14 protein-coding genes and 1 tRNA gene are annotated in these 12,699 nt (G+C 53.7%); all 15 read left to right on the forward strand.

Annotated elements, in window-relative coordinates:
- The first annotated feature begins 50 nt into the window (after positions 1 to 50).
- Positions 51 to 125 (forward strand) — tRNA-Thr (locus GAK38_RS21990).
- A 175-nt stretch (positions 126 to 300) separates the two neighbouring features.
- Complete coding sequence (locus GAK38_RS21995) at positions 301 to 837, forward strand: terminase small subunit protein (protein ID WP_325347055.1); 537 nt, start codon at positions 301 to 303, stop codon at positions 835 to 837.
- Positions 749 to 2,188: a terminase large subunit domain-containing protein gene (locus GAK38_RS22000; protein ID WP_325347056.1), complete on the forward strand. Its 1,440-nt coding sequence runs from the start codon at positions 749 to 751 to the stop codon at positions 2,186 to 2,188. Before GAK38_RS21995 ends, GAK38_RS22000 begins: the two co-directional genes overlap by 89 nt.
- A 3-nt stretch (positions 2,189 to 2,191) precedes the next feature.
- The gene (locus GAK38_RS22005) at positions 2,192 to 4,318 is read left to right on the forward strand and encodes a portal protein (protein ID WP_325347057.1); all 2,127 of its coding nucleotides are present in this window, start codon (positions 2,192 to 2,194) and stop codon (positions 4,316 to 4,318) included.
- Positions 4,315 to 4,551 carry a hypothetical protein gene (locus tag GAK38_RS22010; protein ID WP_325347058.1) on the forward strand — a complete coding sequence of 79 codons (237 nt, stop codon included), beginning with the start codon at positions 4,315 to 4,317 and terminating at the stop codon, positions 4,549 to 4,551. The genes GAK38_RS22005 and GAK38_RS22010 overlap by 4 nt, the downstream gene beginning before the upstream one ends.
- Positions 4,552 to 4,584: 33 nt before the next feature.
- Positions 4,585 to 5,586, forward strand: coding sequence for a hypothetical protein (locus GAK38_RS22015; protein WP_325347059.1), 1,002 nt, complete (start codon positions 4,585 to 4,587; stop codon positions 5,584 to 5,586).
- Between the two features lie 24 nt (positions 5,587 to 5,610).
- Positions 5,611 to 6,594 carry a DUF5309 domain-containing protein gene (locus GAK38_RS22020; protein WP_325347060.1) on the forward strand — a complete coding sequence of 328 codons (984 nt, stop codon included), beginning with the start codon at positions 5,611 to 5,613 and terminating at the stop codon, positions 6,592 to 6,594.
- A gap of 67 nt (positions 6,595 to 6,661) precedes the next feature.
- Positions 6,662 to 6,919 carry a hypothetical protein gene (locus GAK38_RS22025; protein WP_325347061.1) on the forward strand — a complete coding sequence of 86 codons (258 nt, stop codon included), beginning with the start codon at positions 6,662 to 6,664 and terminating at the stop codon, positions 6,917 to 6,919.
- On the forward strand, positions 6,909 to 7,232 hold the full coding sequence (locus tag GAK38_RS22030) for a hypothetical protein (RefSeq protein WP_325347062.1): 324 nt from the start codon (positions 6,909 to 6,911) through the stop codon (positions 7,230 to 7,232). Before GAK38_RS22025 ends, GAK38_RS22030 begins: the two co-directional genes overlap by 11 nt.
- On the forward strand, positions 7,229 to 7,825 hold the full coding sequence (locus tag GAK38_RS22035; protein WP_325347063.1) for a phage adaptor protein: 597 nt from the start codon (positions 7,229 to 7,231) through the stop codon (positions 7,823 to 7,825). Before GAK38_RS22030 ends, GAK38_RS22035 begins: the two co-directional genes overlap by 4 nt.
- The gene (locus GAK38_RS22040; RefSeq protein ID WP_325347064.1) at positions 7,825 to 8,427 is read left to right on the forward strand and encodes a phage adaptor protein; all 603 of its coding nucleotides are present in this window, start codon (positions 7,825 to 7,827) and stop codon (positions 8,425 to 8,427) included. Before GAK38_RS22035 ends, GAK38_RS22040 begins: the two co-directional genes overlap by 1 nt.
- Positions 8,424 to 10,037, forward strand: a complete 1,614-nt coding sequence (locus GAK38_RS22045) for a hypothetical protein (protein WP_325347065.1) — start codon at positions 8,424 to 8,426, stop codon at positions 10,035 to 10,037. Before GAK38_RS22040 ends, GAK38_RS22045 begins: the two co-directional genes overlap by 4 nt.
- Complete coding sequence (locus GAK38_RS22050; RefSeq protein ID WP_325347066.1) at positions 10,034 to 10,495, forward strand: GNAT family protein; 462 nt, start codon at positions 10,034 to 10,036, stop codon at positions 10,493 to 10,495. The genes GAK38_RS22045 and GAK38_RS22050 overlap by 4 nt, the downstream gene beginning before the upstream one ends.
- Positions 10,488 to 11,771, forward strand: a complete 1,284-nt coding sequence (locus GAK38_RS22055) for a tail fiber domain-containing protein (RefSeq protein WP_325347067.1) — start codon at positions 10,488 to 10,490, stop codon at positions 11,769 to 11,771. Before GAK38_RS22050 ends, GAK38_RS22055 begins: the two co-directional genes overlap by 8 nt.
- Positions 11,772 to 12,699, forward strand: a 928-nt coding sequence (locus GAK38_RS22060) for a hypothetical protein (protein ID WP_325347068.1), incomplete at its 3' end; no start/stop codon positions are given. It abuts the gene before it with no gap.

Raw genomic sequence — 12,699 nt, forward strand, 5'->3', positions numbered from 1 at the left:
GGATTTTCGTGTCCAAAGTTCAGCGACCTTTGAGCCGCTTTTTCCTTTTCAGCAGTGTGGAGCACCGGTAGCTCATCTGGTTCGTACCCAGAAGGAAGCGGGTTCAATTCCCGCCACTGCAACCAGTTTGCCCACCTGTCGCGTGTCGGCAGGCTTAAGGCGCGTATGCCCTGCTTATTCGCGGCTTAGAACCATCGCTCCCGCTCCGGGGTGACTCCCCGCATTATAGGCGATAAGTGAAGCAAGCCCGGTAACTCATTTCACCATTCGCAGCACTCAAACTGCGCGAAAGGAAACAATATGACCGATAAAGAGGTAAAGACGGGAAGGCCGACAAAGTTTAGCCAGGCACTGGCTGACGCAATATGTGAGCGCATAGCTGATGGCGACAGTCTGCGCACCATTTGCGATAAAGAAGGCTTTCCAGCACGTTCCACGGTTTTCAAGTGGCTTAGCGAGAACAAATGCTTTTCGGACCAATACGCGCACGCGCGTGAGGAGCAGGCCGACACCCTTTTTGATGAAATCCTGACGATTGCTGACGATGGTCGTAACGACTGGATGGAAAAGACGAACAAGGACGGCGAGGTCATTGGAGAGGTCTTCAACAAGGAGGCCGTTCAACGATCTTCCCTGCGTGTTGAGGCGCGCAAATGGATGGCTGGCAAGCTCCGACCGAAGAAGTACAGTGAAAAGCTTGACCTGAATGTATCTGGCTCTCTCCAGACCACGCCAGAGGAGCAGTTGAATGCTCGAATTGCTGAATTACTCGGAAAAGCAGGAGTTGCAATCGCTGCTGGCGGAACTGGAACGCCGGAAGAGGACGAACAAGCTTAAAACCTATTCGCCATATACGAAACAGAAAGAGTTTCACGCGGCGGGCGCAACGAAATCAGAGCGTCTGTTTATGGCAGGCAACCAGCTTGGCAAGACTATTGCCGGTGGTGCTGAATGGGCCGTTCATCTGACCGGTCGTTATCCTGACTGGTGGGAAGGCGCAGAGTTCAACAAAGCCCCGGTGCTTTGGGCTGGCTCTGTAACCGGTGAAAGCACACGCGACAACCCGCAACGCATTCTGGTGGGCCCGCCAGCGATTGAGGATCAATGGGGAACGGGCTTTATCCCAGCTGACTGTATCGTGTCACGCACAAGAGCGATGGGAGTTCCCAATCTGCTCGATAGCATTGTGGTGCGATGGGGCGGCGGTGGCGACGTACAGGCCGATGAAGCGCTTTTGTCGTTCAAGGCTTACGAAAAGGGCCGTGAGAAGTGGCAAGGGCCAACGGTTGATGGCGTATGGTTCGATGAGGAACCGGCAGAAGACATTTACAGTGAAGGTCTGACACGAACGAACAACGGCCAGCGCGGGCAGTTCGCGCAGACCACGTTTACACCTTTGCTTGGTATGTCCACGGTTGTTTCGAGGTTCGTCATGCCAGCAGCGGACGACATGGCTACCGAGTCTCGCAAGGTCATATCAATGACGATTGATGACGCGGAGCACTACACGCCGGAGGAGCGCGCTAAGATCATTGCTAGCTATCCAGCGCATGAACGTGAGGCGCGCGCTAAGGGCATACCGACGCTGGGAAGCGGTCTTATTTTTCCAGTATTGGAAGAAGATATTACGGTTGAGCCTTTCGAAGTCCCCGCTCATTGGGTGCAGATCGGCGGACTCGATTTTGGTTGGGATCATCCGACCGCTGCCGTGAACCTTGCGTGGGATCGTGACGCGGACGTGGTGTATGTCACCAAGGACTACCGCAAGAGCCAGGCAACACCGATCATTCATGCTGCTGCACTGAAGCCTTGGGGAGATTGGTTGCCTTGGGGATGGCCGCACGATGGTAACAACGATGTGGCAGCGGGCAAGAACCTTGCAACGCAGTATCGCGAACAAAACCTCAATCTCCTGCCAGAAAGGGCGACGTTTGAGGATGGATCGAACAGCGTTGAAGCTGGCTTGATGGATATGCTGAGCCGGATGCAGACCGGTCGCTGGAAGGTGTTTCGGACATGTGCGCACTGGCATGAGGAGCGCCGTCTGTATCACCGGAAGAACGGACAGGTAGTGAAAGAGCGGGACGATACGATTTCTGCTTCTCGCTACGCACTGATGATGCTGCGATTTGCTACGGTTTACACACCGGCAACCAGCTGGAAATTCACCCCTCGTAAGGTGGTTTAATTTATGCCGAACATGACAAAAGAAGAGCTAGCCGGTGCTGTCGGCGGGCTGTTGGATGACTGCGACAATTATTACGACAGTCAGCTGAAGCCCGATTTGCAGAAGGCTCAGGAATACTATGACGGCACGATGAAGGACACTCCTTCGGATGAAGGCCGTTCGTCTGCAATCTCGAAAGATGTTCGTGCAACGATCAAGAAGGTACTGCCGTCGGTTTATCGGGTTTTCTTCGGTTCAGATAAGATCGTAGAGTATGCGCCCGTTGCTGAAGGCGATGAAGGCAGCGCAGATCAAGCTACCGATTACGTGAATTACATTGTGCTGCCAGAAAGTGGCGGGCAACGCGCAATCTATGATGCGATGCATGATGCTTTGCTGAAGCGCAATGGCGTTCTCAAGTGGTTTGTTGAGAAGAGGAAGGAAACAGAGACAAGCACGCTGGATGGGCTCGATATGGAAGCCGCACAGATGCTTGTCTCTGATCAGTCGATAGAAATTCTTGGCGCTGCGCAGGATGACCTAGGCTTCTATACCGTTCAGATCAAGCGGCAGTTTGACAAGAAGAATGTCATTCTGGAATGCGTTCCCCGCAGTGAGTTCCGTATTCATCCGGACGCAAAGACCATTGATGACAGTCCGATAGTTGCGCAGGTCACTACAAAGCGCCGGGGAGAGCTGATCGCCGCAGGATATGACAAAGCCACCATCGAAGCTTTGTCGGCAGCTGATGGGGCCGATCTGCTTAATCTGGATGAGGACAACGAGAGCAAACGATCAATCGGAACGTCAGCGCAGGGTCATCATCCATCCATTGATGAAATAGAAGTCGCTGAATGCTTTGTGCGCGTTGACTATGATGGCGATGGAGTTGCGGAACTGCGCCGCGTTATCATGGCAGGCGGACGGGGTGAAGAGCACATCATCGTCAATGAACCATGGGATGATATGGTGCCATTCGGTGATCTGGTTGCGGAAAGCGAACCTCATCAGTGGGAAGGCCGGTCGATCCCTGATGATATCGAAGAAGTACAGCGGGTTAAAACTGTGCTGCTGCGCAATACGCTCGACAACATCTATTGGCAGAACAATCTTCAGCCAATTGTGCAGAGCGACAGCGTTGAAAACCCTGAAAGCATAACAAATCCGCGGTTTGGTGAGCCGATCCGTGTCAAATCTGGCAAGAGCGTTCAAGACGCGGTTGGATATAGCAGTGTCCCGTTTGTTGCAGCACAATCCTTTCAGATGCTCGGATACATGGATAATATTGTGACGGATCGGACGGGTATTTCCGATGCGGCCAGTGGTCTGGCACCTGATGCATTGCAGAACACCACAGCTAAAGCGTCAGCCATGATTGAGCAGTCTGGAATTGCTCAAACAGACATGGTGGTAAAGAACTTTGCGCATGGCTTGCAGCGCGTTTTCAAAGGCGTACTTCGCCTCATCGTTCAGCATCAGGACAAACCGCGTACAGTCCGTCTACGGGATAAATGGGTGACGTTCGATCCCAGATATTGGGATGCGGGCATGGATGCCAGCGTTAATACCGGTCTGGGTGCAGGCACACGCGAGCGCGACATGATGGCTTTGCAGTTCGTCATGGGCATGCAGGAAAAGCTTCTCGCTAACTTCGGAGCGGTCGATAACCCTTATGTGAAGCCAGACAATCTCTGGAATACGATTTCACGTATGGTCGAAGCTTCGGGCCTGAAGACAGTGAGCCTGTATTTCACCAAGCCGGATGAGCAAGAAATCCAGCAGATGAGTGAAGCCGCTCGCAATCGTCCGGATCCTGAAACCGTCAAGCATAAGAATGCAATTGAGCTTGAAGACGCGAGAGCACGAACGGCTGAACGGCGTGAAGCTGCTTGTGTTGAAGCCAATCGCCAGATTAAGCAGGCCGACCTGTTCAGAAGCTCCGAAGACAATGCGCAGAAGCGCTTGGCAGAGACGCAGCGCGACGAACGCCGTGCAATGCTTGAACAATACAGGATTGACCGCATGGCAGAGATCGAGCGGGAGAAGATCGCGTCCAGCGAACGCATTGCTTTGCACCGGACCGAACGTGAACTTCAGAAATCACAGGCAGCCGCTTTTGCATCTGCTCTGGAGCGAGGAGTTCATCAATGAGTACCGATAGTGGCGATGCCAGTTTTCTGATTGAGCACCCCCTGTTTGTTTGGTTGCTCGATGAACTGGAGAAAGACGCAACCAACGCTGCGATCTATGCTTCCTATGATGATCACGAAGCGCGGCAGGCACATTGTGCTGAAGCCCGCGCAATAAGAGCTTTGCGCACGAAGCTTAAAGCCTTGGCCGAACAAGGTTCAGCTAAACCGGTGCGTAGAGGTGCAGTGGCATAAGCCGCGCACTCACCCGACAAAGGAATTACCAACATGGACGGCGAACACACCAACCTGCCAGCCGGTGGGAGTGATAACGCACAACCCTCTGATCTCGACACGGCGCTTGATGCCATGTTTGAAGCGGAAGGAGAGGCCATCGAGCCCAACTCTGACCGGTCAAATGCGGATACTGCCACCGATGAAGCTGAGACGGGTGACGCCCTTGAAGATGGCGAAGAGACCGGAAATGAAGATGACGGCGAGAACGGCGGTGAAGGCGATGAGCCGGATGCCGACGATCAGACCGTGGTTACACTTGCCGATGGCACCGAAGTTTCCCTAAAAGAATTGAAGGGCGGCTATCTTCGGCAGGGTGATTATCATAAGAAAACGCAGGAACTTGCCAATCAGCGGAAAGAAGCCGAAACAAAGCTTTCGAAGCTGGTTGAACAAGAAACAGCGTTTTCCCGTCAACATAACCAGTTGCAGACAACCTTGGATGGGTTGGTGGACTATCTGGCTAGTCGATTGCCAGAGGAACCGTCAACCACTCTTGCTATGACCAACCCGAATGAATACACGCGCCAAAAGGCAATGTATGACACCGTGGTTGGTGAACTGCAGACCATTCTTGCGGCAAAACAGCAGGCTGGTGAGCAGGAGCAGCAGTTCACATATCAGCAGTATCAGAAGCGGCTTGCCGCTGAGAATGAACTGCTTGAAGCTGCGCTCCCTCACATCAAAAACGCTGAAAAGCGCGATGCCTTCAACAAGGACGTTCTCGACACGGCGCAGCAGCTCGGCTTCACAGTCGAAGAACTGAATACTGTGGTCGATCATCGCATGTTGAAGCTAGCCTACTATGCGAGGATTGGTCTCAAAGCGATTGAGCAACAGAAGGCCGGGAAAAAGAAGCTTGAGAATGCGCCAGCGCTCAAGCCTGGAAATAATCGCCCGTCTGTGAGCGGCTCCAACAAGGCTCTGCAAAACTTCAAAAAATCTGGATCAGTCGATCACGCCAAGCAAGCTCTTGATGCGTTGGACTGGTCATAGAGCTGTTTTCAAGGAGAAAATACAATGGCTCAGATGGCAGGCACTACCGATACCTATGACGTGAAGGGCAAGGCTGAAGACTTCCGCGATGTGATTTACACGGTCGCAAAGGAAGAAACTCCTTTTCAGAAGCTCGTCGGCACCAACTATGACGTTTCGGCTACGAAACATCAGTGGCAGACCGATACGCTACGCGCCCCCGGTGACAACGCCAAGCCTGAAGGCAACGACGCTACGTTCCAGCAGGTGGCTCCGACCGTCGAAGTTGGCAACTATTGCCAGATTTCTGATGAAACATTCATGATTTCCGACACCACGGAAGCTGTGAAGAAGTATGGGCGCAAGTCGGAAATCAAGCGTCAGACTGTCAAGAAGGCCAAGGAGCTCGCCCGAGACATGGAACATGCCATGGTTGGCAAGGTTCAGCCGTCTTCGGCAGGCAGCAATGCGACACCGGTTCGCCAGTCCGGTTCTATCTGGACCTGGCTTTCCACCAACACGGATCGCGGGGCCACCGGTGCAGATGGCGGCTATGATCAGGCAACTGGCCTGACTGTCGCGCCAACGGACGGAACTCTGCGTGACTTTGCAGAGGATCAGGTGAAGAACGTCCAGCAGCAGGCATTTGACGTGGGCGCAAAGCCAACCGTCATCATGATGCACTCTTCGCTGAAAAAGACCTTCTCGAAGTTCCCCGGCATTGCCGCCATTCGTGCTGATGCTCCCGCAGAACGCCGGAAGGACGCTCAGGCCGTAATCGTTGGTGCAGCTGATGTGTATCAGGGTGACTTCGGTTATCTGACTGCGATTGCCAATCCTTGGCAGCGTGCGCGTGACGTTGCCCTGCTTGATCCTGAAATGTGGGAAGTTGGTTTCCTTCGCGGCATTTCTCAGAAGCCATTGGCAAAGACCGGCGATGCTGAAAAGCGTCTGGTCAACTGTGAATGGACGCTGGTTGCCAAAAATGAAGCATCGAGCGGCGCAATCGCTGACGTGCAGGCTGCTTAAGACAGCTGAAATCCAGTGAGAAACGGGGGCTTCGGCCTCCGTTTTCGTTTTCAACGAGGATGTACCAATGACCGATAATCAGAACAGCAATCAGGCAAGTCAGCCGAATACCAATCCGTCCGGAACGTCAGCGCCAACAGTTGCGGCGCAGGACGCTAACGCGAAGCCAAAATCTGAGAAGACAATGGAAGTGCGACTGTTGCGCGGTTACTTCCCTGAGAGCGGTGTCAAATTGAAGCCAGGCGAAGTTCATGAGCTTCCTATCTCGGTCGCCAAGAAGCTCGTAAACTCCCGTAAGGCAGAGCTTCCAGAAGATGAAGCTTGAGCGCCCTTATCGTCACGGTGAAGTGATCGAAGATGACCCGGTGCGCGGATTTCGACGCATCTGGTACGACATTGACGACAATTACGGGGCGGTGAAGACCGAATATTACGCAACGGACGCGCTTCTTAATCAGAACGCATTGGAGCGTAATGAGGGCGGCAAGTGGGGCGATTTCGCAAAGGTCGCCTCAATCCCCCTCAATATCTTCTATCGCGATTTGCTGCCCGCTGTGCGTGTCGGTGATGACGATTTCATTCGCCGCTATCTCAAGAACTCCGACAATGCCGGTTGGCGAACACGAGACAAGCTATGATCACTGATTATGCTGATCTGTTGGTGACGGCTGGCGAATACGTTGGCCGAAACGACTTCGCGAACCTGTTTCAGCGGTTCGTCGGGTTGGCCGAATTGAAGATCAATCGACAAATCCGGGTTGCGGAAATGGAGAGTAGCGCCGCCGTTACCGTGACAGATGGCGTTGGCCCACTGCCAGAAGGCTTTCTTGAAGCACGTTCCGTTCAGACGGGATCAGGGCGTGTCATTCGCTCTTATTCCATTCAGGCGCTCGAAGAGTCTGTGCGCGGTTGTCGGGAGGTGCCTTTTGCGTTCGCTATTCAGGGACGGAATGTGATTGTTCGGCCTGTATGGAGTGGCAATCTGCAATTCGACTATTATCAGAAAATTCCCTCACTCACGCCTGCAAATCCATCGAACTGGCTGCTGGAAACCGCTTCAGACGTTTACCTCTATGCGGTAGTCGAAGAAATTTCGATATGGGCGAAAGATGCAGCCGGTGCCACAGCCGCAGCCGGTATCAAATCCCAGGCACTCGCAGACTTAAGATCAGACGATGAGCGCTCCCGGTTCGGACAGAACAAGGTGCGCATCGGTGGAGTGACGCCATAATGTCCATTATCGAAGCAATCAACGAAGTCTGTGACGTGGTTTCCCTTGACCGCTTCGATACGCTGGTTGGCAACTCAAATCCCAATGCACAGACCATGATCGAGTTTGCGCAACAAGCAGGCGAAGAGATTTCACGGCGTGGCGACTGGAACCGGACTTTAAAATCAGCATCCGTCGATGCATCGCCGTTTCCGTTGCCAGAGAATTTTCAGCGTTTGATCGCGGGTGGCGGTATCCAGTTTGGTGATGGCCGGTTCGCAAGGCTGGTATTGAACTCTGGCGAATGGGCGATCATCAAAACCGTCTCTTCAACCCAGCCTTTCGCATTCATTCAAGCCGGAAAAGTCGAGTTCACTTCGACTGCTGCTTCGACCGGAGCGACTATCAATTATGTGTCGCGGAACTGGTTGGTGGATGGAAGCGATGAACGTGACAAGATCACGAGCGATGACAACGATCTCCTCTTTCCGGATCGTCTGCTGACTAAAGGCGTGATCTGGCGCTGGAGAAGGCAAAAGGGAATGACCTTCGATGATCAGGTGGCAGAGTTCGAAGCCGATCTGGCGATAGAACTTTCCGCCGACCGTGGAGCAAGCCAATGATGCCACGCCCGGGTAGACTTCCATCTTCGGTGCGCTCAGCCAACAGCGGTAAGGCTCAGACAGGATCGCCAATTACTTTTCCAGCCCCTAACGGTGGGTTGGTTACAAATTACGATCTTTTGCAACCCGGTGCAGGTGCAGCCTCCATTCTTCGAAACTTCTGGCCGACATTAAAGGGTGCTCGCATCCGAGGCGGTTCAATCAAGCGTGCTCTGTTAGCTGGAGCCGGTAATATCCTGTCTGCGTTCAATTACCGGTTTGGAGGTGTCGAAAAGCTATTTATGGCGACCGATGCCGGTATCTACGATCTGACGAGCCCTGCTTCACCGCCGGATACAACTGCACCAAGCCTTGGTGCGCAAAGCTCCGGACTTTGGTCAACGGTTCAGCATACCTCGCAAGGTGCATCAATGATGGTGTGCGTAAATGGTGCTGATCCGCGCCAGCTTTACAACGGTTCTGGGTGGACAACGACGCCAGCCATTACTTTCGCGGCTGGGGATGCAACGACGACAAATCAGTTCAATTACGTCTGGCTTTTCAAAAACCGCGAGTTCTTTCTCAAGAACAGCAGTATGGACGCGTATTATCTGCCGCTAAATTCGTTCGGTGGCGAGGCCAAGCCCTTTCCCCTTGGTGGCGTCATGAAAAAAGGCGGATCGCTTCTGACGGGCTTCTCGTGGTCGATTGAAAGTGGCGACGGCCTCAACGATATGTGCGTGTTCATTTCAACAGAGGGGGAAGTCGCGGTATATCAGGGCGATGATCCGTCCAACATAGCTTCCTTTGCGCTCAAAGGCATTTACCAGATCGGCAAGCCACTCGGCAAAAATGCCTGGATCAGAGGCGGTGCGGATATTTTGATCTGCACGACAGACGGTTTCATTCCGATGAGTCAGGTATTTCAACGCGACCGTCAGGCTCTCAGCCTTGTTTCGGCCAGTCGTGAAATTGAAGACGACTGGCGGGAGGCTGCCAACGCGACAAGCACCGGTTGGACAGTGACGCAATGGCCCGAACGCAACTTAGTCTTCATAACGTTTCCTGAGAATACAGTCGTTCAGGATAAATCTTTCGTTCTCAATGTTTTGACGGGCAAGTGGGCTATTACCACGAACTGGAGCGCGAACTGTTTTGCAACGCTACAAGGTAGCCTTTTCTTCGGCTCGAATGGCGGCAACTTCTGGCAAGGAGACATTACTGGTTCCGATGACGGAATGTCATTCGCGGCAGTTTATTTGTCTCAGTTTTTAACGGGCGGCAATGTTGGGCAACGTAAAACAGCTTCCCTTGCTCGCTTCTTGATTAAAGGCAAGACGCGGCCTTCGGCGCTTCTGTTTGCTCGAGCGGATATGGATCGCTCATTCCCTTCCAACAGTACAGTATCTCTTGGCGATGAGGGTTCGTCAGAATGGGACGTTGGCGTCTGGGATCAGGCGCTCTGGGATAATTCAACCGAGCGCAATGATTATTGGTTCCGCCAGAACGTGCGGGCTTCTGGTGATCTGCTTGCTCTCGGTTGTGTGATCACTTCCGGCGGAGATTTCCCAATCGATGCTGAACTCAGCATTGGGTCAATTCAGGTCGAATTGGGCGAGGCAAGTGCATGATTACTGTATTTGGTGGCGAGCGATGCCCGGAAATCAACGAGGGAATTGCAAGCTTTGTGGCATCTCATATTCCGGGGTGTGAGCGTGGGTTTACCAACTTCACTACAATGGGTGTTGTCGAGGGCGACCGACTTATAGCTGGTGTGGTCTTTCATAACTGGAACCCTGAAAGTGCAGTAATCGAGCTATCCGCAGCGGCCCTCTCAAAGCGTTGGTTGAACCGATCCGTTCTCACTTCACTGTTTTCCTATCCGTTCGACCAGCTTGCCTGCCAGATGGTCATTCTCCGCGTTGCAGAGCAAAACAAGTCCATGTGTCGGATCGCGCAGGCATATGGCTTCACTCCCTACCGCATCCCACGCCTGAGAGGGCGCGATGAGGCGGAAATTGTTTTCACACTGACTGACGACGCTTGGCGGTCAAGTCGCTTCCATAAAAGGCAGGTGCGGAATGGGTAAGCCCAAAGCTCCAAAAGCTCCAGATCCAAAAGAAACCGCAGCGGCGCAGACCGGTACGAATATCAGCACGGCGACCGCAAACGCTTGGTTTCAGCAGCCAAATCAGATCACTCCTGATGGCTCATTGACCAGAACGCAGACCGGCACACAGACAGTCTTTGACCCGAGCTCGGGCAAGTCGTATCAAATCCCGACTTTCACCGATACCGTTAAATATTCGCCGGAACAGCAGGCGATTGCTGATGCAAATAACTCCGCAAGCCTAAATCTCGCACAGTTGGCTCGTGACCAATCCGGGCGCCTGCAAGGCTTGCTCGGCCAGCCGATCAATCTTGATGGTCTGCCCGCTGGCGGTGATGCATCCAAAATTACTACCCCGACTTATCAGCAGTTCGGCAGCGGTCCTGATCTTACGACCAGCTACACCGATGATTTCTCTTCGGATAAGCAGGCTGTACAAGATGCGATGATGGGCAGGCTGCAGCCTAAGATAGATCAGGAGCGCTCAGCTCTTGAACAAAGGCTTTCAAACCAAGGTATTCAGCTTGGTTCGGATGCCTATATGGCGGCGATGCGAAACTTTGACCAGGGCGTCAATGATCAGCGCACATCGGTTCTTCTTGCCGCAGGCCAAGAGCAAAGCCGTCTTGCCGGCCTATCACGCGATCAGGCAAGTTTCGGCAACTCAGCCAAGCAGCAGATGTATCAGAACCAGAATACTGCGATTGGCGGCAATAACGCTTTGCAGGATCAGCTCACCAACTCTCAGCTCGCACAGTTCAACGCCGCCAACACTCAACGCCAGCAAGCCTTAAACGAGCGGTATGAGGAACGTGCACGTCCGATCAATGAAATCGGTGCGCTGATAAGAGGCGGACAGGTCAGCAAGCCACAGTTCGGGGGCTCACAGATCGGCGGAATTCCAACTGTCGATTATGCGGGGCTGGTGCAGCAGAAATACGCGAATGATCTTGGCGCATACAATCAGCAGATGAGCCAGATGAACGGCTTCCTTGGTGGTCTGGGTAGTCTTTTTGCAAAGGGATTGCCCGCTGGTTTCCTTTCCGACGAACGCGCCAAGAAGGACGTTGAAAAAGTCGGGAAGATCAAAGGACAGAACGTCTACCTCTACAATTACCGTGACGAGCCTGACGGCTCACCGAAGCACCTCGGCCTATTGGCACAGCAGGTACAGAAAAAGAAGCCAGCGGCGGTTTCGAAGCGTCCTGACGGTCTGCTTCAGGTCGATTACGGCCTTGCTCTTGGAGGGAAATAAATGGCTACACCATCTTTCATTTTCGGTCAGGGCACGGCATATAAGACGCCCGAGCAATTGCAGGAAGCGCGCCGCCGCGTCCAGCAGCTTATGAGCGGCGGTCCACAGGACTATTCGCGTCCGGGCGGGTGGCTCTACGCATTGGGAGACGGACTTGGTGCGGCTCTTGAACAGCGCCGCATCAATCAGGGCGAAAAGTACGCAGACGAGCAGCGACAGAAAGGCAGCGCGCTTTTCGGTCAGCTTATCAACGGCTTTGGCGGGTCAGGTGGTGCGTATCCGTCAACGGTTGCGGCTGGTGGCTCGCCCACGAGCGGTGCGGCGACCGGTACGGGCCCTCAAGGCAAGTTCAATTTCGGTGAAAACGCCGACGCTCTGCGGTCCGGCATTATCGATACGGCGCAGGCCATTGGCGCTGATCCGGTGGACCTTGCAACGGCCATTTCCTACGAGACTGCTGGTACTTTCGACCCGACGAAAGCCGGACCTCGCACCCAGTACGGCCAGCATCGCGGACTTATCCAGTTCGGAGAACCGCAGGCTGAAAAATATGGTGTCGATTGGAATGATCCTATCGCTTCACAGCTCGGCCCGAACGGCGCGGTTGCCAACTATTTCCGTTCGTCCGGATTTAAGCCAGGTATGAGTGGCCTTGACCTATACTCGACCATCAACGCCGGTTCTCCGGGCCGGTATTCGGCTTCTGACGCCAATAACGGCGGCGCTCCGGGCAACGTGCGGGATAAGTGGGAAAACCAGATGGCGGGCCATCGCCAGAAGGCTCTTGCACTTCTGGGAGAAGGTATTGACTATACACCAACCGGGTCAATAGCTGACACTCCACAGCAAGCCATTCAAGCGATTTCTCCCGTTGCCGATCCAGAAGGACTATTTGCACCGGGTGCAGATGTATCGCAGGCCGATCTGG

The organism is Xylophilus sp., assembly GCA_009914555.1.
Classification (GTDB): domain Bacteria; phylum Pseudomonadota; class Gammaproteobacteria; order Burkholderiales; family Burkholderiaceae_C; genus WNDY01.